This window comes from Pseudomonas asuensis (genome assembly GCF_014646755.1).
GTDB lineage: Bacteria > Pseudomonadota > Gammaproteobacteria > Pseudomonadales > Pseudomonadaceae > Chryseomonas > Chryseomonas asuensis.
Genome location: NZ_BMNW01000009.1, coordinates 114,923 through 139,935 on the forward strand (window position 1 = coordinate 114,923; position 25,013 = coordinate 139,935).

A 25,013-nucleotide genomic window follows, 5' to 3' on the forward strand; every position below is an offset into this window, starting at 1 on the left:
TGGGCAGGGGTTCCAGATATTTATCGGGCACAGCGGATACGCGCCTTATTGAATCCTTAAGAGACGCCATTCACTGTTTAATTAAGTGATGGCAATGGATTCGTCCATAAGGCGCGGTAACAGTTCAGCCTGAAAGGCAGGAAGTATTGATTTGCCAGGCAAAAGCCTGACTTCAGGCTGTGCGCTTACGAGGCTAGTCAGGGTGGCTGCACACCATGACCAGCCCTTGAGTTCATCCAGCCATCGACGTGGGATATTCCCCGCGAATGTACTGTTCCAGCTGGAGGATCAGCCCATCCTGTTCAGCGATCGTTTCTTTTACAATATCGCCAATGGAAAGCAGGCCGATCAACTGATCGTTGTCGATTACCGGCAGGTGGCGCAAGTGGCGATCGGTCATGAGCGACATGCACTCACGAAGGCTCTCCCGAGGTGTTACCGTGATGACGGCGCGGGTCATGATTTCCCGAACAACAGTTCCTATGGACGAGCGTCCCTGGAGTACGCCTTTGCGAGCATAGTCACGCTCGCTAATGATGCCTACCAGCTTGCCTTCCTCAGTAACCGGTAGAGCGCCGACATTTTTCTCGGCCATGACTTTAAGCGCGTCGAGTACCGTGACGTTCGGGGTGATCGTAAATACACCCTGGCTTTGCTTGGCTCTAAGGATATCCGCTACCGTCTTCATGTCATTCCTCCCTTGCTGGCAAATCAATATGACGAAAAGAACATAACCTGACCTGCTTGAATAGCACTAAACAACGTAATCCATAGGCGCGATAAAAATTTTCAAGCACGTATACGGCATGCTTTTATTCGGCGCTAAATTGCGCCACCAACTCTTTTCCCGTCAGGGTCTGGGTATCGTTGGCAAAGCAGTAAAAAGCAGGTTTTTCTTCGATAAAAACCTGTAATGAGAATGTCCAATTGTCCTGGTTGTCGAGCAGTCCAACCGGGACGGCATAAAAGCCGCCTTGCTTCAGTCGGTAAAATAGATGGGTGCCACATCGACTGCAAAAGCCACGCTCGGCCCATTCTGACGAGTCATAGACTTGCACATGTTCTTCCCCCTCGAATTGCAATGGGGTCGCGCTCTCGACGACCATTAGCGGACCGCCGCCCCATCGTCGGCATGTCGAGCAGTGACAGGCGCTGACAGACATCTTTTCCAGATTGACCGTGATGTTCACTGCGCGGCATAAGCAGCGTCCCTGTCTTTCGACCTGAGTTGTCATGATCGATTTCGCTTCTTGCCAATGGAATAAAAAGCGTAGCTGAGAATAAAACGTTCACGGGTAGAAAAAGGAGGAGGGCGACTTTCTGTCACAAGCAGAGCGTTTACTGTTTTCCAGAAATCCCCTATCACGGTGTTATCAGCGTGCAGGCTTCGTTATTCTTATAGCTGATAACATGTATCAAAAAATTTCGGCGCTTTGTAAATATTTAACGGCTCTAATGATATGATTTCTGCTGGATAGCAAAATATATCTTCATGGAGCTTTTATGCCGATCAAGGAACTGATCTTGGCCAGCCTTTTGGCTGTGGCCGTTATTCCTTCTTCTTATGCCGCCAACCCACAGCCCGAACCTGTCAGTGCTGCGTCTTCCACGTTAAACGCACAAGACATGACGGTAGACCGATTCCTCAAGTCATTGAACTTCCGGACGGGCAAAATCGTATTGGATGGCAACCTCGCGACGCTTGACCTGCCCAAGGAGTTCGTCTTCTTAAACAGTAAGGATGCCGAGCGTGTACTGGAAGCCTGGGGCAATCCTCCGAGCCAGCATCCTCCCATGGGCATGGTAATGCCTGCGGGCGTTTCGCCTTTCGAGCGCGAGTCATGGGGCATGACGGTCTATTACGAGAAAAGTGGCTACGTTTCCGATGAGGATGCGTCAGATATCAACTATGCAGACCTGCTCAAGGATATGCAGCAGGATGTTCGTGATAGCAACAAGGCTCGCCAGGAGCAAGGGTATGAGCCGCTTGAGCTGGTAGGCTGGGCTGCTGCGCCACACTACGACAAGGAAGGCAAAAAGCTCTATTGGGCTCAGGAGTTGAAACTGGGGAACGATACCGAGCACGGCCTGAACTACGATATCCGCGTTTTGGGTCGTAAGGGTGTGCTGGTGCTGAGTTTTATCGCGGCCATGGATCAGCTGCCTCAGATCCAGAAGAGTGCGCCTGCCGTATTGGCCATGACCAACTTTAATGACGGTAACCGCTACGCCGATTTCAACCCTGACATCGATCAAGTAGCGGCCTATGGTATCGGCGCTTTGATTGCAGGCAAGGCAGCGGCCAAGTTAGGTCTTCTTGCTGGAGCGCTGCTGCTTTTCAAGAAACTCTGGATGCTTCCTATGCTGCTGATTGGCTGGGTATTCAATCGGTTCCGGGGTAAGAAGAAAGCAGAACCTGTAGCGGCCTCGACTACATTAAGCGAGCCTGAAACACCCGCCAAAACCGTCATGGACATGAATGGCACCGAGGCGGACGATAAGAAGTAACGCTTAATCTGCGCGCCGGACCGGATTCCTGGTCCGGCTGTAGCGTGACTGCCCATCCAGCGGCCACGCTTTCCCGTCTTTGAATATTGGTTAGTACCCACAGGCGTGATTTTCTGCAGGCCCATTAACCGCGGAGCATGTACTGCTGTGAGAGAATGGAAACCAGAAGCGTCGTGTCCTCTCTATGGTTCTCTTTTTTGAACAAGAAGAGACCACATACTGTGTGCCACTTCAGGCATCTGCTCCAATGAGGTTAATACGCTAGAGCGTGAATCTGGCGAATCCTATTCAGGTGAGAGTAAAGGCTGCTGTAAGTACGGAGAGGGCGAGAAGTCCGATAAAAACTCGTTATGAAATAAGTTTTTCTGCTAATGGCCCCGATACACAGATTAGCCTGAATCGGTACAGGGCATTCAATTACGCCACTACGGTCGACTGTATGGAGTCGAAAAGGCCATAGGTAAAGCCAGGCCGCTTCATTGGCGAAACATGGTGTAGGAAGAACAATATTCACACTCTGCACAGACGCTGCTTCGCGTGGTAGGGCAAGCCTGCTTTAGAGCGTTTCCTTTAATACGCTGCTGTAGAAAAGTACATCACGCTCGATCAATTACTTGTTTTGGAACGTCTAGTGATGTTGTCGGTCGATGTTACTAAGCGTATCATTTTTGTTACTTAGCTTCCCATCTAAGCACTGCAGTTCTTCCTGAATACCCTATACGTGATACGCGGCTTATGGAGCTGCGGGTTAGCGTTTTGTCGTTCGAGGTCTAGTGGCATGAGATGGCTAAGCCCTAGGCAGCCCTTCCTGGACTGCTAGATCGATACTCATCCTGTAAACCAGAAGATTAGATATTGCTGATGAATACATCTGTTGATGCACGCGGCGGTGCCTGGCTTGGCGTAATTGCATTGGCTCTAGCAGCCTTTATTTTCAACACCACTGAATTCGTACCGGTGGCGCTGCTCAGTGACATTGGCAAAACCTTTGAGATGTCGCCCGCCCAAGTGGGTATCATGCTGACCATCTACGCGTGGGTCGTAGCGCTGCTATCGTTACCCATGATGTTGTTCACGCGAAACATCGAGCGGCGTCGCCTGTTGATGCTGGTATTTGCCGTATTTGTTGCCAGCCATATCCTGTCAGGGTTCGCCTGGAATTTTACAGTGTTGATTGTAAGCCGCATCGGTATTGCGTTTGCGCACGCGGTCTTCTGGTCCATTACCGCATCGCTCGCCGTACGCATTGCTCCCGAGGGCAAGCAGACACAGGCCTTAAGCCTGCTGGCAACCGGTACGTGTCTGGCTATGGTGCTAGGCATTCCACTAGGAAGGGTATTAGGTGAAATGCTCGGTTGGCGGGCAACGTTTGTAGCGATTGCGATTTTTGCCACCGGTATAGTGATCTGGCTGGCCAGAGCTCTACCACTGCTGCCAAGTCAGAACTCCGGCTCCTTGAGCAGCCTGCCAGTGCTGTTCAGACGGCCTGCACTGATTTGCATCTACATTCTGACAGTGCTTGTTGTGACGGCACATTTTACGGGTTATAGCTACATTGAGCCTTTCGCTCAGGAGATAGGCCACCTTAGCGGCAACATGACCACCGTTCTGCTGCTCTTATTCGGAGGCGCAGGTGTTATAGGGTCCGTATTGTTCAGCCGTTATAGCATCACGTATCCCAATGGCTTCCTGATCGCTGCCATTGCGGGTATCACCGTCTGCTTGCTTGTGCTTCGTCCATTTGCCCAGCACACCTATCTCTTAGGCGGGCTGAGTGTGGTTTGGGGTGTTGCGATCATGTGTTTTGGTCTTGCTCTGCAGGCTAAGGTGCTGGCGCTGGCAAAAGACGCCACGGATGTGGCAATGGCGTTGTTCTCGGGCATTTATAATATTGGTATTGGTGGCGGGGCCTTGATGGGAAGCGTGGTAGGCATTCAAATCGGCCTCATTCACATCGGCGTGGTTGGTGGTTTACTGGCTTTTACCGGCTTGGCGTTCTGCTACATCATGACGCTCAAGTTCTCCAAACAACTCAACGCCAATCCCCTGTAAAAACAAGATGCCGAGGCGCCTCGTTGGCCCTCGGCATTTACTGCTAGCGACTGCGTGCCGAGCGAGGCGCACGTCTTCCCTCTGGGTCTCCCTGCTTGTCTCGTCCGTTGTGATTGCCTCGTCCAAGGCTTGAGCGTCGAGGACGTTTGCGTCGTGAGAGTTCACGGGTAATGGCTTCGTTAAGCAATGAGCGATGTTCTTCGCCACGTTCAATATCCGGGAAGTATTCCGGCAGTGTACGCGCAAGATGCAGGTAGGTTTCTACGATATGCAGGGAGCTTTCCAGCGTAGCAAGGTCTGACTCCAGAATCAGGCGCGGCAGCTCTATGGTCTTTTCCTGAGCTACCTTCTTCAGCCAATGCTGTGCAAAGCTGCTGGCAGGGCTTTCCAGGCCTCCTCGAATAGGTGTACACGCAAAAATCCAGCGTAACCACATTGGAATGCGTGGATCATCGATTGCCCTGATCCAATCGGCCAGCTCGTCAGGCAATACCGAAATAAACGCATCGCCATAGTTGATGTTCCGGTTGAACGTCAGCCAAGACCTGAGCAGGCTGGGCTCATTCATCAAGTCTGAAATGGCTTTCAAGTGATCGATGGATGGCCGCACTTGAAATTGAGACAGGTCGACAGGCTTGTCAGGACTGTTGAACAGCCGCTTGATCGACTTGAGCACATGGGGCTCCAATGCGGTAATAACGCCCTCGTCGTGGTGACCGAAACGGCCGGCGCGTCCGCCGATCTGCTTGACCTCCTGCACATTAAGCTGGCGCACCTGGATGCCATCAAATTTCTCATCCGTATAAAAGCATAGGGTATGTGCCGGCAGGTTAAGACCCATGCCCACGGCATCGGTCGCTACCATGATATCGGCTTCGCCCTCGCGGAAGCGTCGCGCCTGTTCGCGCCGCACCTCTGGGGAAAGAGCGCCATAAACCACGGAAACGGTCTTGCCCGTCATCTCCAGCATTGCCTTGAGATCCAGTACCGTCCGGCGGCTGAAAGCCACCAGCATCGATCCTGGCTCCAGGTTCTTTAGGCTGGTGGAATGTCTTGAAACCTCAACGGGGGAGAGCCGCTTGGTGCGCTTGATGATTAGGCGGTCCTCACATAGGTCGCATAGTGTTTTTAGTGATGGCTCGATCAGCGGCGGTCCAGTCATAATCAGCTCAGGTGTATAGGCGCTGACGAGCGCATCTACCCAGGCCCAGCCGCGCTGCGAGTCGGCCATCATCTGTACTTCATCTACCACGACCACATCCCAGCGTTTCTGGCGAAAGCGCGCAAACTCTTCAACAGTGCAGCAAAAGTGTGTTGCGCCCTCCCGAATGATTTCCTCCTCACCGGTTACGAGCGAGCAGGGGATACCCATGGACTCGATTCGCTCCTGGTTTTCCAACGCCATCAGGCGTAGCGGCGAGAGGTAGATGCCATGGGTAACCGAGGTCATCGCTTCGATAGATTGATGTGTCTTACCGCTATTAGTAGGACCAAGCAGGGCAGTCCATTTACGCGTCAGTTGGCGAGCGGGATACAGCTTGTGGTAGTGCAAAAAACGAGGATCGTTTTGCAGGAGCGTGGCAAACGCCATCTTTTCCTTGAAGTTGCGCAGCGTGCTGCGAATCGTTTTACGCAACCGCCCAGAGTCTTGCAAAAAGAGCTCTGTCAGACGATGTTGCCCAAGCTGCAACAGATCGAAATCGCCGGCCTCTTCAAGGACCATATCAAACTTGGCCAATACCTCCCGCCGATCCTCATCCTTTAGTGCCTTAACTTCATCCTCGCTAAGAATATGCCCCTGATTTGCAGGTATACGACGCGGTATATCCAGCGTCAGATCGCCATGGCGCAGCTCTACGACAAAGTGCAGCTCATGGCAGACCTCATTGATAGTTTCAACCGCACGCTCCAGGAATTCATCAATGCGCGAGAGCTCCGGCTTCAACCGGTCGAGCACCTCCAGTCGGTATTCTTCGCTCATGTTCTGGAAGGGACGCTCCAAGAGGCGTAGTCGATCCTGAACGTAACGTTCGATAGCCTGGCGAGCCTGCTCCTCGAAAGCTGTGTGCGAGTCGCTATCTTCCAGACGCAACGTCCATTCCGGCTCGATCAAGAGTTGCGTGGAGCCCAGTGAGACTGTCTTTACAGCGCCAAAAATATCGACGCTGCAGGCATAGTCGCTGCTATCACGCAAAAGAATACGACCTAATAACTGTTGTGGATCAGGCTGATCCATGGCCGCCTCGACCGTATCGGCATCAAGCCCCAGCCAAAAACCCTTGGCTGCTCGGCCCAGATTGGGAGTGGCGTACCCAATGTAAGGTTTGTACCACTCTTCCTGGTGGTGCTTCTTGGGCATGAAATCAGGATAGCGCTCGGTTGCCCACTCAATGAACCGCTTGAGACGCTCCAAACGAAGGGCTTTACGCTGTCTATAGTCACCTTTAGGCATGCAGGGACATCTCTAAAATCAGTGAGTTATGGCGTTAAGACAAGATTGTGCAGCCTTCGGTCATTCGGTGCGACTGATGGAGCAGTTATAAAAGCAGAATGATAACTGAGCAGTTCATCACAAATGTGATGTTACGGTGCCATCCTAGAGAACGAGAAAGTCAATGCTGCACTCAAACCCTCAAGTGCAGTAAGAACTGATTCATCTAGTGCTTTGCTTTCTAAGAAAAACTACAGGCTGCCCAAATGTGTACTGCGTGCTGTTAGATATCGCGCAGGTATACCGGCAGACCCATAATAAAGAAGGGTTCAAGCATGTTTGTCGATTCAAAACGTGTGCTGCTGTTCTTCTGTCTATTAGTAGGCTGCGTGGCCTGCCAGGATAAAAAAGCGGAAGCTGTTCCAATCAAGGAAGCCAAGCAAGAGCCCAAGTCGTTTGAGCAAAAGGGCAAAGCTTCGTACTACGCCCACAAATTCCACGGCCGCGAGACTGCCAGTGGGGAAATATTCAATAACAACACGCTGGTGGCTGCCCACAAAACACTACCCCTTGGCTCCAAGGTGCGTGTAACCAACCTGGAAAACAATAAGCAGGTTGTTGTGCGGATTACCGACCGAGGCCCCTTTATCCGCGGCCGCATTATCGACCTGTCGCGCGCTGCCGCTAAACGGGTCGATCTGGTAGAAAACGGTATAGGTCCAGTGAAAATTGAGCGAATCGATTAAAGCTTTAGAGGGTTGCCGTCAGCGTTGAGACGTTTGCTTAATAAGGTTGCTTCCCTTTAAGCAGACGTCCCTAAAGAAGTCTCTGGATGTCAGCGCAGCGCTTTGATCGCAGCACCCAGGAACGCATAGGTTTCCATTTCCTGTTTATCCATTTCGGGTTTAGGCCAAGCGCTCCAAACCACGGCAACGACACCTTCCTTGCGGTTGATATACAGGAATTGCCCAAATATCCCTTGTGCCTCGAACGCACCGCCTTCATGACCGGGAAGGGCGTGGGTACCTACAGGGAATGTCCACCACTGATAGCCATAACCCAAGGGATACTCGCCTTCGTATAACTTTCCGGGAGCTAGATAAGATGCTGGGTCTATACGGGTGGCCTGATCAATCCATCCTGCTGGCAAGATACGCTCACCGTTGATCACGCCATCATTGAGAATGAACTGTCCAAAGCGGCCATAATCCCTCAAGGTAGCCGAGAACCCACTGCTGCCGATTTCCTGACCTGCTCTAGCGTCGAGTTGCCAAAAGGCGTCGTACTCCATGCCCATGCGTGCCCAGATACGTTCGGAGAGATAGTCGCTCGTAGTCATACCCGTTACGGCATGAACCAACTCACTCTGAAGGTGCGACTCACCCGTGCTGTACCTGAAGGTCGTACCGGGCGCCGAGGCACGCTTGAGTCCTGATAGCTGCTTTAACAGTTCGCCGGGTTTATTGGCGAGCTGAAGCTCAAACATCCGGCGCCTATCCGACGTGGGATCGCGATAGGTTTCGTTCCAGGCAGCCCCGGAACTCATTTGCAATACCTGCTCTATCGTCACGTTGTCATAGGTGCCGCCCGATAGTTGTGGCAGGTAACGTGCAATCGGTTCTTTCACACTCTTGATTCGCCCCTGTTGTACCGCCGCTCCAACAAGGGAAGAGGAGATGGATTTCACCACGCTAAATGACGTCCAGCGCGTCTCCTCTGTATTTCCCAAGCCGTACCGCTCAAGAGCAATTTTGCCGTTCTTAATTATCAGCAGCCCACCCACGTAATTGCGTTGCATGAACTCATCAACACCCAGCGTGCCATCATCTGTTTGGTAACGCACGTTGATCTCGTGCTGACGTGGCAGCGGATAAACTGCCGAGCCGCGGTGTACTTCCCGCGTGAAGAAAAGCTGATCCATATGCCGATACGTTCCGGGCTGGTAAGCCGGCGGTAGATCATAAAGATCCTGAGCGCGCCCGATTAACTCGGGCTTGGACGTTTGTGTCTCGGCCTGTGGCGTAGAGCAGCCCGCCATAAACAAGGCAAGAAGGGAGAGGGCGGCAGTCCTTGAAATAATTGTCATGACTATTCTCGCAGTTAGCATGGAGTAGGTCCGCGTAAAGCATAGCGGTTACAGCTGCCCGCTAAGAACTGACTACAAGCGGGACGGTTCCTAAGAAAGTATGACCAAAGCCATAGGATGGGTTGAGCGGAGCGATATCCATCCTCGTTTGATTGATTAAGTAAGGTTTAGACGCGCTGCAGGATGATTGCCGAGGGGCATGGTGCTCGGATCTATAACTTCACCTGCTATTGTTAGTGCCGATATCTGGATCAGATCGTTTGCACAGAGACGTAACGTTGAACAGTACGTACGATTATTATCAGCAACACGCTGCACAGTTTTTCGCTGAAACCGCTGAAGTCGATATGCACGAGCTACACATGCATTTCCTAGCTCGAATCCCGGCTGGTGGTTACATACTTGATGCTGGCTGTGGCTCTGGGCGAGATGCCAAAGCTTTTATCCAGCAGGGTTATCAAGTCTCGGCTTTTGATGCTTCGCCGGCGTTAGCGGACCTTGCCAGCGATTATCTAGGGCAACCGGTACAGGTACTTCGTTTCTCTCAGTTCAGTGAAGTCTACATTTATGATGGCATCTGGGCTTGCGCCAGCTTATTGCACGTTCCACAAATAGAGATGCCCCAAGCGCTAGCCAATCTCTGGCGTGGACTAAAGCCGGGTGGAGCCTTCTATTGCAGTTTCAAACTTGGACGGGGCGAGCGGGAGCAGAGTGGACGACGCTTTACAGATGCTGACGAGGAACAACTACGTGAGTGGCTGGCTACTGTGGACGATGTTGCTGACATCAAGATCTGGCATACCCGCGATCAGCGCCCTGGTCGTGATGAGCAATGGATAAACCTATTGGCTTGCCGCGCTGAGGCACCTAGGCAGCGCCTAGTAACAGGCGGCCAAGACCATTTTCTGCCGCACTTGCTCGCCGCTATCAGCAGTGCAAAAAAGATCGATATGGCCGTTGCGTTCGTCATGACGGGCGGGCTGGATCTGCTGATCGATGACCTGCACGTCAAGCTTCAACCCCCAGGTGAGCACGAGGCAGCGTTTATGCCTGCGCGTGTACGTATCCTTACCAGTGATTACTTCGATGTAACGGATGTGGAGGCCCTGCGTCGATTGATGCTGCTGCAGGACGCTGGCGCCGAAGTGCGCGTTTATGAATGTAAAGGACCGCACAGCTTCCATTTGAAGGCATACCTATTCGTGACGCAGGACGACTCGAATAACGTGCAAGGTCAGGCTTTTATTGGCTCTAGCAACATCAGCCGTAAGGCATTACGTGATGGCCTAGAGTGGAACTATCGCATCGACTATCCTGGCGATAAGGGATTTCTCGAAGCCTGTGACCGTTTCGAAACGTTATTCGCTGATCCACGTTCTAAGCCGCTAACGCACGCCTGGATTGATGCTTATGAGGCGCGGCGCAAGAAGCTGCCTACTCTAGCGCCCATCGGCGTGGAAGAGGAGATCAAGCCACCTCCTACCCCAACATCAATACAAAATGAGGCGTTGGCCGCGCTCGATAAAACCCGTGTAGAAGGCTATCAGCGCGGATTAGTCGTTCTTGCGACCGGTTTAGGCAAAACCTGGCTTGCTGCGTTCGACGCCAGGCAGTTCGGTGCTAAACGTGTATTGTTTGTAGCGCATCGAGAGGAAATCCTGCACCAAGCGGCTGAAACCTTCGTACGTATTCGCCCTGGTTTACGTGTGGGGTATTACATGAACCAGCAGCGCGATATAGAAGTCGAGGTGCTTTGTGCATCGATCCAGACGTTAGGACGTAACGAGCACTTGCAGCGCTTTTCTCCGCGCCATTTCGATTACATCATAGTGGATGAGTTTCACCACGCTGCCGCGCCTACTTACCGGCATTTGCTTAACCATTTCCTACCGGCCTTTTTACTCGGTCTCACCGCCACCCCAGATCGCACCGATTGTTCAGACATACTCTCGTTATGCGATGACAACTTGGTTTTCCAGACGAATTTATTCCATGGTATCCAAGCGCGTTTACTCGTGCCGTTTCGCTACTATGGTATCTTCGATGAGGACGTGGATTACCAGTCCATCCCTTGGCGCAACGGGCGTTTCGATCCTGAGCAACTGGCTAGCCGGCTCGCTACGCTCGGACGCGCCCGTCATGCTTTACGCACGTGGCGTCAGTATGCGCAGAAACGAACGCTGGCCTTTTGCATCTCCATTCGCCATGCAGAGTTCATGGCCGAGCAGTTTCGCAAGGCGGGCATTCAAGCTGCTGCTGTATACGCTGGCTCAGAGATCGCCCGAGGGGAAGCCCTAGAGCAACTCAGCGATGGTCGTTTGACGGTAATTTTTTCGGTCGATCTCTTCAACGAAGGCGTCGACTTGCCTGCCATCGATACTGTCATGATGCTAAGGCCAACCGAATCGAAGATCCTCTTTCTCCAGCAACTGGGTCGAGGACTGCGTCGGGCCGAAGGTAAAGACCATTTGGTGGTACTGGACTTCATCGGAAACCACCAGAGCTTTTTACACAAACCACAGGCGCTCATGGGGCGGAGCATGAATCATCGGCAGTTAGCCGATTATGCTCGTGCTGCCCAGTCGCAGCAGTTGGAGTTACCCGAAGGCTGCTTCGTCAACTACGATCTGCAATTGATTGAATTCCTCAAAGCGCTAGATAGTGACGGCATTCGAGGCCACTACCTAGCCTTGCGCGAAAGCCTTAATCGCCGTCCAACGCTTAGCGAGTTCTATCGGGCGGGTGCCAGCCTACAGCAGATGCAAAAGCAGTACGGCAATTGGTTCACGCTGGTGGACACGCTGGGCGACCTAGACAGCGGCCAACGTGTAGTGGTCGAGACACATAAGGCCTTCCTGCGTGAGCTTGAAACTACGCCAATGACCAAAAGCTTCAAGATGATCCTGCTGGAAGCCTTTCAAGAGTTGGATGGCTGGCAGTTACCGCCTACCGAAGCGGAGCTGGCTGAGCGTTCCTGGACGGTACTGCAGCGCCGCCGTATGCTCCTGGGCGACTTGCCTCCAGAACTGGCTAACCTTGTTAATAGCAGTGATCCAGCATGGCTGCGCTATTGGCAAGCCAACCCGATCAATGCCTGGATCGGTGGCAATAAAAGTAAAGCTGATGCTTTCTTTAAAGTAGATGAAGGCCGTTTTCAGCCACGCTTTAGCGTTATGCCTGATGATCGAGAAACCTTTACCGGTCTGCTACAGGAGGTGCTCGATTGTCGCTTGGCACAATACACGGCTCGTCAGTCTGGGGCGTTAGCACCCGTCATCCCACTGCGAAAGGAAGAGCCAACCGGTACTGAGTTGCCATTCTTCCCTAATTTGAAAATTGCCTGCGGCCACTTCAAAACGGGTCATGCCGATAGCGAAGAGTATCGTCGTATTGGCGAAGGCTTCGGCCATCTGGACCCGACCCGGCACTTCATCGCCCGTGCGTCCGGTAACTCCATGAATGGAGGTAAACGCCCCATCCTCGATGGGGATTACTTATTGCTAGAACACATGGACTCGAAGTCAGCGGGCAGCATCACTGGCTCGACCCTGGCTATCGAGCGCCAGGATGGGGCCGGAGATAACCAATACCTCCTGCGTGTCATCCTCAAGGAAAAGGACGGCAGCTATATATTACGCGCTAACAACCCGGATTATGCTGATATATCGGTAACGGAGGAACTACGCGAACAACTGCGTACTTTCGCTCGGTTTAAAGCAGTGCTAGATCCGTTAGAAATGGCGATAGGTCAGCGTTTTTTGCGCGAGGATATTCCTGCATTGTTTGGTGTTGCGTTCAACCCAGGCAACTGGAATGTTGGCCACGTCGTGCTGCCCGAACAGAAGGCTCACGTACTTCTTGTAACGCTGAATAAGCAGGGCAAAGCCGAGGAGCATAAATACCTGGATCATTGGGTCGATCAGCATACTTTTCATTGGCAAAGCCAGAACGCGACCACGCCTCAAAGCAAGAAAGGTAAGGAAATAATCGAGCATGAGCGACTGGGAATCGCTATTCATCTGTTTGTGCGGGAGCATAAGCTGGAGGCTGGAAAAGCGGCACCTTTTAATTATTACGGGAAGGTGAGGTACCTGCGGCATGAGGGGAGTGGGCCGATGAGTGTTGTGCTGGGAATGAAGTAAAAAGGATGCTGCTTGTATACCAATATCCTTGGTACTTTGCTTTTTGGCAACCTGCATGCATTGAAACCTTAAAGCGCTCCCGCTAGTTTGGCGTTAGAAAAAAAGCTGTTTTCCTTTACTGCTAGGCTGCTGGAAGATGTAAAACTTTAAGATCTGGATTTCAGTTTACTTTGGCACGCCCTCCACATTGGTACAGAGGCCAGAGCGCGGAGGAGAAAATTTACCAAATCATAATGGAGGTAGATTTTTCTAATCTTAAATGGGCTGTATGTAGGTCTGCTCCTTTTCATAATCAATCCGGAATAAGCCGTCCCTTGATTCTTTTTGCAGCATGCACTTTGGCTACATAGCGGATTACGATAAAAAATGAGAAAAAACAGAAAATACCTAATATAGAAAGTGTAATGCGCTGCTCTAGAAGGATGTTGTTTATGGCTTTCTTGTTTTGCTCTTTATTTAATTCTTCGCAAAGAGATATCAATTTTTCTATCGGTAATTGGCTTTCGTTTATCAAGGGTGATAAGTTCTCATCAGATTCGCAAGATTTTTTGTTTAAATAGTTATTACTAAAAATTGAAAATTTTATATTTTCTTCAGATATATAGAAGTAATTAGTGTCCGCTAATTTTATCATTGCATATTTTGGTATTGCTAGGGCGAATGCCATAACCATTGTTGTGTATAGCAGGATTGCTATAATGGCTGAAATCCAAGTTCTGGATTTTATACTTATATCTTTTATATTTAGATTATTGAAGTCTTGCCAGTCAATATATTTTTTGGCATGTATGACATCTCGAAGGGAGAGATTTTTAGTTGTTATCCAGTTTTCAAATAGCTCTGCCTCTCTTAAGGTTGAAGCAGGCACGTCAAATTCAAATTTAAAATGCTCTAGCTCTCTTTCGTCATCTTTTAGTTTTTGAAGTTTAGGTGAGCTAAATGATGCTTTTCCTCCAAAAAATTTCCAAAGTCGATCGCGTAAGAATAAAATTGATCCAGCCCTTAAGTATATATAAAGGAAAGCTGCTGTAATAAATAGCAGGTTTGCCAGTGTTGCGATAGTGGTTAGATGCTCTGCTATAAGATTCAGTAAGTTTGTCATATTGAGGGTCATTTTTATTGTGTGATAAATTTTATTTATAATGTAAGTGTCATCAGAAGAAAGAAAATAAAAAATCCATTTGACTACTGGTCTCCAATTGCAAGGATAGTAGTCAGTGCTCTACCGAGCTTTCATACTCAATAACCGCATAGTCTTCCTTAAGTGTAATAAAAATTTGCCTGACTAATTGCGGCTGAGTCGTTTGTTTGGCATCTGTATGTTGAAGAGATTGCGCATATGCACGATGGAATGGATCTGTAAACGAATAAAGGCCCGAATTACTATCGTATCTTAAAATTGCGCCATATTCATGCTCTGTTAGCTTGATCAGGTGCGATTTCAGGATGTGATCAGTATAATTGGGTTCATCTTCTTTAATTATCTTAAGTAAGTTGAGTCGCGCTAATCCTCGTTCCGGCACCACTGATAATGCTTTAATAATAAGTGTAGAACTGTCGAATTTTGTGCTTCGTCTAATTTTTAGCGCCTTGTCAAAAGAACTTTTTAGCGAGTCAGAAGCGCTTCTAATGTATTTTTCAACTGCATTGTCAAAGTGATGGTCATCAATGACAGTTAAAGTGCTCTGCTTGTACTTTATGTTCGCGCTAGTGCACATGTTAAGACAGAGCCTATGGCATATGGATGCTATCCCGCATGCATATTTAACAACTTTTCTCTTTGTGCTTTGGTTGAATCTTATGTTAAGGAGTTTTTCTCCTTTAGTAATGATAGAGAATAGCTCGTCTTCAGTCATCAGCGGGACTGCAATCTCAGCTACTCTCTCTTTCATCTCTTTATCGTAATCAACAACTTGGCGAGCTGTATCAACGGCACCCAGGCAGACGATTTTTACACATGGGTATTCATATGCTAAATCCATAAATACTTTAAGCAGTTGGGATAGCTTATCCTTTTCTGTGGCCTCAATCTTGTGAAAGTCTTCTATGACCCAGCACTGGCCAGAATTGCCAATAAGTCTGCCTAATGCCTGGGGAGTCAACTGGGGAGGTAAGGCGCGCTTTTCTGTAGAGTTAACTGCCTTAATTTTAGTTGCTTCAAGCGAGGATTTAATAGCTAAATAAGAAGCAGAGATAGCTCCTTTTGCGCTTTCGCTTGAAGAGTTTGAACGGTCAGATTCGTAAAACGGCGTTAACTGATCAAATGCTTCTGTAAGGATCTGCTCGAATGTCATTCCCTTCATGCATCTGGTTGTTATGTGATGGGAATAAACTTGTTCCAGTTTGTTGGTTAGTAGCGTGGTTTTCCCACTCCCGGTATGTCCATAAACCACTACTTGTGTTCCCGGCGTCTCTAAAGCATCGATTAGATCGTTATTAACGATATCTCGATCAATAAAGGTAAGCTTGGCTGGTTGGGTGGGGGTGAAAACATTGTGGACAGTATATGGACTAGTGTCTAGTCCTGCGAACTCAATCATTCGGTCTCCAATGCTGCTTCCCGTATTCTGAGAAGCAGCTACATCATGGATTTTATAGGTCAGTCCCAGCTCAACGCACCACCAGTCTGATACTCAATCACGCGCGTCTCGAAGAAGTTCTTTTCTTTCTTCAAGTCCATGATTTCGCTCATCCATGGGAAGGGGTTAGTGGTACCGGGGTACTCTTCCTTCAGGCCGATCTGAGTCAAGCGACGGTTGGCGATGAACTTCAGATAGTCTTCCATCATGGCCGCGTTCATGCCCAGTACGCCGCGGGGCATGGTGTCGCGCGCGTATTCGATTTCGAGCTGAGTGCCCTGGAGGATCATCTGGGTGGCTTCGTCCTTCATCTGGGCATCCCACAGGTGTGGGTTTTCGATCTTGATCTGGTTGATCATGTCGATGCCAAAGTTCAGGTGCATAGACTCGTCACGCAGGATGTACTGGAACTGCTCGGCAGTACCGGTCATCTTGTTGCGGCGGCCCATGGAAAGGATCTGGGTGAAACCGCAGTAAAAGAAGATACCTTCCAGTACGCAGTAGTACGCGATCAGGTTCTTGAGGAACTGGCGATCCGTCTCGGGTGTGCCGGTCTTGAATTCCGGGTCAGAGATGGAGCGGGTGTACTTAAGGCCCCAGGAGGCTTTTTTAGCAACCGACGGAATCTCGTGGTACATGTTGAAGATTTCACCTTCATCCATGCCCAGGGATTCGATGCAGTACTGGTAGGCGTGGGTATGGATCGCCTCTTCGAACGCCTGCCGCAGGATGTACTGGCGGCACTCGGGGTTGGTGATCAGACGGTATACGGCTAGAACAAGGTTATTGGCAACCAGCGAGTCCGCGGTGGAGAAGAAGCCCAGGTTACGCTTCACGATGCGGCGCTCGTCTTCAGAGAGGCCGTCAGCGCTCTTCCACAGGGCTATGTCCCCGGTCATGTTGACTTCCTGCGGCATCCAGTGGTTGGCGCAGCCATCCAGGTACTTCTGCCAAGCCCAGTCATACTTGAAGGGTACGAGTTGGTTCAGATCAGCGCGGGCGTTGATCATTTGCTTGTCGCCGACATGTACGCGGGCAGAGGAGCCTTCCAGATCGTCCAGGCCTTCCTGAATGTCGAGCTCGTTCAGCGCGGCCTTGGCGCGGGCTACGGCGTCAGAGTCAGCGGCATCAACAGCGCGCGCTTCGTTGGCAGCGGCGCCGCCTACGCTATCCAGTTTTTCCAGTGGCATGTCGCCGTCCTGCTGTGCAGCAGCAGGCGTGGCAGTTGTTTCTTCGTCTTTGTCGAATTCGTCCCAGCTCAGCATGGTGTGTTCTCCTGCTTGAGGACCGGCGCTTGGCCAGTCTTTGAATATCTAGATATTTTTAGAGTGCACATGGGGCACGGTGTTTGATTGGGCGTTATACGGTTAAGCAGTGAATAGGAGCCGCTTAGGGTTTCGCCTCAATCATGCCTGCTCTGCCAGGGTGAGCCCCTGTAATCATGCTCAAGGCAAGGTCAGGCCAATCGGCTCATAAGGCCGACTTTCAGTACTTGTTGTATTTGGGTACAGCGCTCGGGGAGGGCGCTAAGCCCGTCCCCGAGCCCTCTCAGAAGAGAGGGCTTATGGCTTACTGACAGGCTTCGCAGTCAGGATCATCGATGCTGCATGCCTGTGGTACTGGTGCTGGCGCAGGTTCTGCGTGCGGCGCGCTGGCTTTCTGGGCCGGAGCAGCACTGGCTTGTACGCCAGTGATCGGGTCCGCGCTGACGGCGTTCAGCTTGCCAGTGTTGATCGTGGACTTCTCAGTGCTGGTGGCGGCCAGGGCACGGAGATAGTAGGTGGTCTTCAGGCCACGGAACCACGCCATGCGGTAGGTCACGTCCAGTTTCTTACCCGAGGCGCCAGCAATGTACAGGTTCAGAGACTGAGCCTGATCAATCCACTTCTGACGACGGCTCGCTGCTTCCACAATCCAGCGGGTTTCGACTTCAAAGGCGGTAGCGTACAGGTCCTTCAGATCCTGCGGGATGCGCTCGATCTGCTGTACGGAGCCGTCGTAGTACTTAAGGTCGTTGACCATGACCGGATCCCACAGGCCGCGTGCTTTCAGGTCACGCACCAGGTAGGGGTTGATCACGGTGAACTCGCCCGACAGGTTCGACTTCACATACAGGTTCTGGTAAGTCGGCTCGATGGACTGCGATACGCCAGTAATGTTGGCGATGGTCGCGGTCGGCGCGATGGCCATGATGTTCGAGTTACGAATACCTTTCTTAACGCGCTCGCGAATGGGTGCCCAGTCCAGCGTCTCGGACAGATCGACTTCAATGTACTTGGAGCCACGCTCTTCGATCAGCATCTTTTCAGAGTCGATCGGCAGAATGCCCTTGGACCACAGCGAGCCTTCGAACGTCTCATAGCTGCCACGCTCGTCAGCCAGATCACAAGATGCCTGGATCGCGAAGTAGCTGATCGCTTCCATGGACTTGTCGGCGAACTCGACGGCCGCATCTGAACCATAGGCGATGTGCTGGAGGTACAGTGCATCCTGGAAGCCCATGATGCCCATGCCTACCGGGCGGTGCTTCAGGTTGGAGTTACGCGCCTGAGGAACCGAGTAATAGTTGATGTCGATAACGTTATCGAGCATGCGCACGGCAGTCTTTACGGTACGGCCGATCTTCTCGATGTCCAGCTTGCCTTCGAGAATGTGGTTTACCAGGTTGATCGAGCCCAGGTTACAGACGGCGATCTCGTCCTTGTTGGTGTTCAAGGTGATCTCGGTGCACAGGTTGGAGCTGTGTACCACGCCCACGTGCTGCTGCGGGCTGCGCAGGTTGCATGGGTCCTTGAAGGTCAACCAAGGGTGGCCAGTTTCGAACAGCATGGACAGCATCTTGCGCCATAGATCTTTGGCTTTGATGGTCTTGTGCAGTTTGATCTTGCCGTATTCGATCAGGGCTTCGTAATACTCGTAACGCTCTTCGAATGCCTTGCCATACAGGTCGTGCAGGTCTGGAACATCAGAAGGGGAGAACAAGGTCCAGTTGCCGTCATCGAATACACGCTTCATGAACAGGTCTGGAATCCAGTTCGCGGTGTTCATGTCGTGGGTACGGCGGCGATCGTCACCGGTGTTCTTGCGCAGCTCGAGGAATTCCTCGATATCCAGGTGCCAGGTTTCCAGGTACGCACAGACGGCGCCCTTACGCTTGCCACCCTGGTTTACCGCAACAGCAGTGTCGTTCACCACTTTCAGGAACGGAACAACGCCCTGGGACTTGCCGTTGGTGCCCTTGATATAGGAGCCCAATGCACGGACGGGTGTCCAGTCGTTACCCAGGCCGCCAGCGAACTTGGACAGCATGGCGTTATCGTGGATAGCGCCATAGATGCCCGACAGGTCATCCGGAACGGTAGTCAGGTAGCAGCTGGAAAGCTGTGGGCGCAGGGTGCCCGCGTTGAACAGGGTCGGTGTGGACGCCATGTAATCAAAGCTGGACAACAGATTGTAAAACTCAATTGCGCGCGCTTCTTTGTCGGCTTCCATGTGGGACAGGCCCATGGCGACGCGCATGAAGAACAGCTGCGGCAGCTCAAAGCGGGTGCCGTTGCTGTGCAAGAAGTAGCGGTCGTACAGCGTTTGCAGGCCGAGATAAGTGAACTGGCCGTCACGCTCGTGATTGATGGCCTTGCCCAGCTTTTCCAGGTCAAAGCCTGCCAGTTTTGGGTCCAGCAGTTCCAGCTCTACGCCTTTGGCAACGTACGCGGGCAGGGCCTTGGCATACAGATCGGCCATTTCATGGTGCGTAGCGCTTTCTGCAACATTCAGGAAGGACAGACCTTCAGCGCGCAGGCTGTCAAGCAACAGGCGGGCAGTAACGAAGGAATAGTTGGGCTCACGCTCAACCAGGGTACGCGCCGTCATGACCAGTGCGGTATTAACGTCCTTCTCAGCTACGCCGTCGTACAGGTTCTTGAGGGTTTCACGCTGGATCAGCTCGCCGTTGACTTCGGCCAGGCCTTCACACGCTTCGGAGATGATGGTGTTCAGACGACCCATGTCCAGCGGCAGTAGAGTACCGTCAGCCTTTGTTACCCGAATGCTTGGGTGAGGCTCGGCCACTTCTGCCGTAGCGCGCTTACGCTCCTGGCTGCGGGCTTCACGGTAGATCACATAGTCACGAGCAACTTTCTGCTCGCCTGCGCGCATCAGCGCCAGCTCAACCTGATCCTGAATTTCCTCAATGTGAATGGTGCCACCGGAAGGCATACGACGCTTGAAGGTCGCAGTGACCTGCTCGGTCAGGCGTTTCACGGTATTGTGAATACGGGAGGAAGCCGCAGCAGTACCGCCTTCAACAGCCAGGAATGCCTTGGTGATGGCGACGGTGATCTTGTCGTCGGTGTACGGAACAACAGTGCCGTTACGCTTGATGACACGCAGTTGGCCGGGAGCGGTGGCCTTGACGTCCAGGTTGTTGTCGTCGGCCGGAAAGCCGTCAGTCGTTGCTTTCTCGCGGGACAGATCAGTCTGCATGCGGGTTCGTCTCCTAACGTGATAAGTACGATGGAGCCTTTCATGACTCCTATCTTTAAGCGTTTTGCAAAACGGCGCCGGGTTGGCTTTGCAAAATGCTCACACCGAGCCCGGCTTATGACCAGGCACGTCAAACACTCAACTATGAGCCAAAAGCATTTAAAGGCTCAAAAACGATTCGGTAACAGCCAGCAGCTAACCACATCATGTAGTGGTAGTGGCTGAATGAGCTTCGGGGAGAAAAAGCGGGTTGGCTGGTCTCCGAAGCTGCGTTAATCGTCATTGAAAAAGAGCTTCGACCAACCGGAAGCTGAATGCTTGAAGGCTTGACAAATTTTACCTTGTCTAGTGTCCGGTTGCTCGTCGAACCCCAACATATAGGGATATTCGTTAAAGCGAGGTACAAGATAATGCGCTAACGGTCACTTTGCAAGTTGATAAAACGCCACAGCCTGTGGATAAAAAGTGGGTAATTTTGGGATATGTCTACGCAGGTCGCGTGGCTTCTGAGGTTCACCGTCAGTCGCGTTTTCCGTATCTTTTCGTCAGAGCAGGCAAATGAAATTTCGTTCAAGCGCTAACACTATATGTAGTGGTGATTTTGTGACTGGGGACGATACAGGTATGAGGGATAAGTCAAGTAAAAATGCAGGGGTTTAAGGCTGATACCTAAGTTGCATTAACGTAGTGGCCTTGTCTTCTGTCGAAGGAGATAAATAGTCACGCAGACAGCACTGGTAAGCATAAACGCGCGTGCCCAGAAATAGGGTATCAGCCAGCTGGAGATTCCAATGCTGATCCACATGGTGAGAATGGCGTAGATCTTTCCCTTAAGTGGAATGCCTTCACCTTCCAGATAGTCCTTGATCCACGGGCCTAACCGCGGATGATTGATTAGCCAGCTATAGAAGCGCTCCGAGCTGCGCATAAAGCAGCCCGCTGCCAATAATAAAAAGGGGGTGGTCGGTAGAAGAGGCAGAAAAATGCCGATTACGCCCAGAGCGACACTGACCCAGCCCAGCGTCAGCAGGCTATAACGAACCCAGGGTCGCCGGCTGACGCGTACATCTCGTTCAGGCATTCGATGCTGAAACCCTCAATGACGGGGCTTCAATAGTGCCGGCTTCTCTTCAGGGGCATGGCAGAGCAGGAAAAGCTGCGTGAGGATTTCCGGGATCTGGGAAATCATGTTGTCCACCAGTTCAGGGTCTTCAGCAATATCATTGAATTCGGCCTGCTCTTCGAAGAGACCAGAACCTACCATGATGGGCAGCAACAGCTCGCTAACTTCTTCCTCGGCCTGCTCGAACCAAATGGCCTCGCGCAGGAAGACACCTTCCATGAACCCGATACACCATCCGCGCAGATCAGAATCATCTGGGTCGTCGCCTAGATCCAGATCACACGGAAGTTCGAGTTCTTCATCGCTGCCAAGTATGCGCAGGATATGGGCTTTGAGTTGAATAAGGGTGGACTCGATCTCTTCACGTTGTGCATCGTTGGCATAATGCGGCGGCTCAGCGAAAAGGGCATCGATCCACTCACGCTCAGGTACGTCTACCGGGCAAATGGCCAGAGCGGTCAGATAACCGTGCGCTGCAATGTAGTCGAGCGCTTCCTCATGCAGGTCGTCCGCATCAAGAAACTCACGGAGACGGGACAGTTGTTCAGCGAAGGACATCGGTTATTTACCTCGGAAAACGGGCTGGATATACGATAAAGGCAGTTGCGTTACGATGATGTTCCCGCAAATCGCACTTTGTGTTCCATATTGTTCATAGGCTGAACTCGGGAATCACCCATGCGACGTGCCTGGTGTCACGTTCTGCAACTGCCTTAACGAAGCCGATTGTAGACGAGCCAGTGCGCCGCGGCAAAAGGCACGTCATTAATCTAGCCAATCTTGCCCTTCTATCAGGGGTTTGTTACAGCCTTGGGCGTTGAGTGACGGATAACCGGGCGTTTCTTGCCAGTGCCCGTATAATGCGCGCCATCAAATGGAGGCAGCATGTTCGATCAAGCTTTGCGTATTCTTAAAGACGTCTTTGGTTATGGCGCGTTCCGTGGCAATCAGGCCCGGATTATTGAGCGCGTTGCCAATGGCGGAGATGCGCTAGTGCTCATGCCTACTGGCGGTGGCAAGTCTTTGTGTTACCAAGTGCCCGCTTTGTTGCGCGAGGGGCTAACTGTTGTGGTCTCACCATTGATTGCTCTAATGGACGATCAGGTTGCCACACTGGATGAGTTAGGCGTGCCGGCGGTTGCACTCAATTCAACGCTTGCACCTGAAGCTCAGCGCGAAATCGCAGAACGGCTTGAGCGCGGCGAAATCAAGCTCCTGTACCTTGCACCAGAGCGTCTGGTGCAACCGCGTATGCTCAATTTCCTGCAGCGCCTCGGCAATGTTGCGCTGTTCGCCATTGATGAAGCGCACTGTGTTTCTCAGTGGGGGCACGATTTTCGACCAGAATACCTACAGCTTGGCCAGTTGGCAGAGCAGTTCCCAGACGTACCGCGTATTGCCTTGACTGCCACCGCAGACATGCGTACCCGCGATGAAATGATTCAGCGGCTGCACCTGCAAGATGCCGAGCAATTTCTATCCAGCTTTGATCGACCAAACATCTTCTATCGTATTGTTCCAAAAGAGCAGCCTCGTAAGCAGCTTTTGTCATTTCTGACTCAGCACCGGGGCGATGCGGGCATCGTCTATTGCATGTCGCGCAAAAAAGTCGATGAGGTATCCGAGTACCTTTCCGCCCAGGGTTTCCCGGCATTGCCTTACCATGCAGGGCTTTCCAACGAGCTGCGTGCGTTTAACCAAAAGCGTTTCCTCAACGAGGAGGGGCTTATCATGGTGGCAACCATTGCTTTCGGCATGGGTATCGATAAGCCGAACGTTCGCTTTGTGGCGCACCTGGATCTGCCCAAGAGCCTGGAGGCGTATTACCAGGAAACCGGGCGAGCAGGGCGCGATGGCTTGCCTTCCGATGCCTGGATGGCTTACGGGCTACAGGATGTATTGCTGCTTCGCCAGATGATGCAGGGTTCCGAGGGGGATGAACGCCACAAGCGAGTCGAGCGTAATAAGCTTGAAGCTATGCTGGCCTTATGCGAAGAAACACGTTGTCGCCGTCAGGTATTGCTGGCCTATTTTGACGAGACGCTGCCAAACCCCTGTGGGCACTGTGACAATTGCGTTGATGGGGTTGAAACTTGGGATGCCACTCAGCCTGCTCGCCAAGCATTATCGGCTATTTACAGAAGCGGCCAGCGGTATGGAGTCGGACATCTGGTCGATATCCTGCTTGGCCGTGAAAACGATAAGATTAAGGGCTTAGGGCATGAGCGTCTGGCTGTTTTTGGTATTGGTAAGACATTGGCAGAAGATGAGTGGCGAACGCTCTTTCGTCAGCTGGTAGCACGTGGTTTCGCGGATGTTGACGTAGATGGCTTTGGTGGACTTCGCCTGACGGAGGCATGTCGCCCACTGCTGCGCGGCGAGGCGACACTTGAGTTGCGTCGTGATCCCAAGCCACAACGTACACGCAGTAACAATTCTGGTCCCAGCGCTGCCAGCCAATTGGTACGCTCTGAGGAGCGTCAGCAATGGGAAGCCTTGCGCACGCTGCGTCGTAAGTTGGCGGAAGAACATGGAGTCCCACCCTATGTGATTTTCCCTGATGCAACCTTACTGGAAATGTTACGGGGGCAGCCAAGAACACTGCATGATATGGGGCGTATCAGCGGTATCGGTGCGCGTAAGCTTGAGCGATACGGTCAAGCCTTTTTAGACGTACTGACCGATTCATCGGCGGCTCCAGAGCCGGTTACCGATGTTCGCCATGAAATACTAACGCTGGTGCGAGCTGGAATGACGCCATTGCAGATCTCACGACAGCTATCATGTTCTGAGAAAAATGTTTATAGCATCCTGGCGGAGGCTATTACGCGACAGCAACTTTCATTGGAGCAGGCGCTGGATCTGCCAGACGATCTTCTAGGCGAAATTCAAGATGCATTTTTGGAGGAGGACGGTGATTTACCTCCTGCAGCAGCGTTGGCTGATCGTTTCGCTGATCAGGTGCCCGTTGGGGTTTTATATTGCGTAAGGGCTGCGCTTGCGGCAGAACTTGCAGAATAGAAATAAAGGAAGCTGTTAAATGCTTTGATAGCGAGATAAATTTTCTATCAAAACTAGATTGAAGGCTGTTTAATAGCTAAACAATAATAACCGTCAAAACGATAAGGTCATTGGTCCATGCCGCAAAACGATCTCCATCTCTTTGGTCGCCAACTTTTCCATGTTTCGCGTGCATGGCGGGCAGAGCTTGATCGCCGTTTGAGCCATTTGGGCTTATCCCAGGCACGTTGGCAAGTATTGCTGACCCTTGCACGCATGAAAGATCAGCACCCAACGCAGCGGGAATTGGCTCAAAGCGTCAGTGTAGAGGGGCCGACGTTGGCTCGTCTTTTGGACGGCCTGGAAGCTCAAAAGCTGGTACGCCGAGTAGCAGTGAGTGAGGATCGTCGAGCCAAGCGCATCATGTTGACGGCCGCCGCTGGGCCACTCATTGAAAAAATCCAGACGATTGCTGACGCGCTACGTGAAGAGTTGCTTTCTGGCATTGATGATTCGGCGATTGATATTTGCCAACAAGTCCATCAAAAAGTACTGGCTAACCTCGAAAAACGAGGCCAGTAATCGGAATCTTTGCGGCTCCGCTGAGAGC

Annotated in this window: 16 protein-coding genes; 6 read left to right on the top strand and 10 right to left on the bottom strand. The window is 51.7% G+C overall.

What is annotated here, in order from left to right; translation table 11 throughout:
- Nucleotides 1–232: 232 nt before the first annotated feature.
- Both IEX86_RS18740 and IEX86_RS18745 read right to left on the bottom strand, forming a co-directional pair.
- Entirely contained in the window at nt 233–688 is a 456-nt protein-coding gene (locus tag IEX86_RS18740) for a CBS domain-containing protein (RefSeq protein ID WP_188867668.1), read from the bottom strand.
- Between the two features lie 124 nt (nt 689–812).
- Nucleotides 813–1,235, bottom strand: coding sequence for a GFA family protein (locus IEX86_RS18745; protein ID WP_188867669.1), 423 nt, complete (start codon nt 1,233–1,235; stop codon nt 813–815).
- Between the two features lie 268 nt (nt 1,236–1,503).
- Here IEX86_RS18745 and IEX86_RS18750 point away from each other — a divergent pair, with 268 nt between their 5' ends.
- Both IEX86_RS18750 and IEX86_RS18755 read left to right on the top strand, forming a co-directional pair.
- Nucleotides 1,504–2,508: a DUF2167 domain-containing protein gene (locus tag IEX86_RS18750; protein ID WP_188867670.1), complete on the top strand. Its 1,005-nt coding sequence runs from the start codon at nt 1,504–1,506 to the stop codon at nt 2,506–2,508.
- 861 nt (nt 2,509–3,369) lie between these two features.
- Entirely contained in the window at nt 3,370–4,560 is a 1,191-nt protein-coding gene (locus tag IEX86_RS18755) for a sugar transporter (RefSeq protein ID WP_188867671.1), read from the top strand.
- A 43-nt stretch (nt 4,561–4,603) separates the two neighbouring features.
- On the opposite strand, the gene IEX86_RS18760 is transcribed toward IEX86_RS18755, so the two are convergent.
- Complete coding sequence (locus IEX86_RS18760; RefSeq protein WP_188867672.1) at nt 4,604–7,012, bottom strand: helicase-related protein; 2,409 nt, start codon at nt 7,010–7,012, stop codon at nt 4,604–4,606.
- Nucleotides 7,013–7,326: 314 nt separating this feature from the next.
- On the opposite strand from IEX86_RS18760, the gene IEX86_RS18765 reads away from it, so the two are divergent.
- Nucleotides 7,327–7,737: a septal ring lytic transglycosylase RlpA family protein gene (locus tag IEX86_RS18765; protein WP_188867673.1), complete on the top strand. Its 411-nt coding sequence runs from the start codon at nt 7,327–7,329 to the stop codon at nt 7,735–7,737.
- Between the two features lie 89 nt (nt 7,738–7,826).
- Here the strand turns inward: IEX86_RS18765 and IEX86_RS18770 are convergent, their stop codons facing one another.
- Entirely contained in the window at nt 7,827–9,077 is a 1,251-nt protein-coding gene (locus tag IEX86_RS18770; RefSeq protein WP_188867674.1) for a serine hydrolase domain-containing protein, read from the bottom strand.
- 278 nt (nt 9,078–9,355) lie between these two features.
- On the opposite strand from IEX86_RS18770, the gene IEX86_RS18775 reads away from it, so the two are divergent.
- The gene (locus IEX86_RS18775; RefSeq protein WP_229685414.1) at nt 9,356–13,219 is read left to right on the top strand and encodes a DUF3427 domain-containing protein; all 3,864 of its coding nucleotides are present in this window, start codon (nt 9,356–9,358) and stop codon (nt 13,217–13,219) included.
- 292 nt (nt 13,220–13,511) lie between these two features.
- On the opposite strand, the gene IEX86_RS18780 is transcribed toward IEX86_RS18775, so the two are convergent.
- The 6 genes from IEX86_RS18780 to IEX86_RS18805 form a co-directional block, all read right to left on the bottom strand.
- A complete protein-coding gene (locus IEX86_RS18780; protein ID WP_188867675.1) occupies nt 13,512–14,321 on the bottom strand; it encodes a DUF6216 family protein in 810 nt (269 codons plus the stop codon).
- Between the two features lie 112 nt (nt 14,322–14,433).
- Complete coding sequence (locus IEX86_RS18785) at nt 14,434–15,759, bottom strand: ATP-binding protein (RefSeq protein ID WP_188867676.1); 1,326 nt, start codon at nt 15,757–15,759, stop codon at nt 14,434–14,436.
- Between the two features lie 59 nt (nt 15,760–15,818).
- Nucleotides 15,819–17,063 carry a ribonucleotide-diphosphate reductase subunit beta gene (locus IEX86_RS18790; RefSeq protein WP_188867677.1) on the bottom strand — a complete coding sequence of 415 codons (1,245 nt, stop codon included), beginning with the start codon at nt 17,061–17,063 and terminating at the stop codon, nt 15,819–15,821.
- Between the two features lie 304 nt (nt 17,064–17,367).
- Nucleotides 17,368–20,280 (bottom strand): ribonucleoside-diphosphate reductase subunit alpha, encoded by a 2,913-nt coding sequence (locus IEX86_RS18795; RefSeq protein WP_188867678.1) that lies wholly within the window; start codon nt 20,278–20,280, stop codon nt 17,368–17,370.
- Nucleotides 20,281–20,959: 679 nt separating this feature from the next.
- A complete protein-coding gene (locus IEX86_RS18800) occupies nt 20,960–21,361 on the bottom strand; it encodes a YbaN family protein (protein WP_188867679.1) in 402 nt (133 codons plus the stop codon).
- A gap of 15 nt (nt 21,362–21,376) precedes the next feature.
- On the bottom strand, nt 21,377–21,961 hold the full coding sequence (locus IEX86_RS18805) for a UPF0149 family protein (protein ID WP_188867680.1): 585 nt from the start codon (nt 21,959–21,961) through the stop codon (nt 21,377–21,379).
- Between the two features lie 327 nt (nt 21,962–22,288).
- On the opposite strand from IEX86_RS18805, the gene recQ reads away from it, so the two are divergent.
- A complete protein-coding gene (recQ, locus tag IEX86_RS18810) occupies nt 22,289–24,424 on the top strand; it encodes a DNA helicase RecQ (protein WP_188867681.1) in 2,136 nt (711 codons plus the stop codon).
- Between the two features lie 117 nt (nt 24,425–24,541).
- A complete protein-coding gene (locus IEX86_RS18815) occupies nt 24,542–24,985 on the top strand; it encodes a MarR family transcriptional regulator (protein ID WP_188867682.1) in 444 nt (147 codons plus the stop codon).
- Nucleotides 24,986–25,013: the final 28 nt, after the last annotated feature.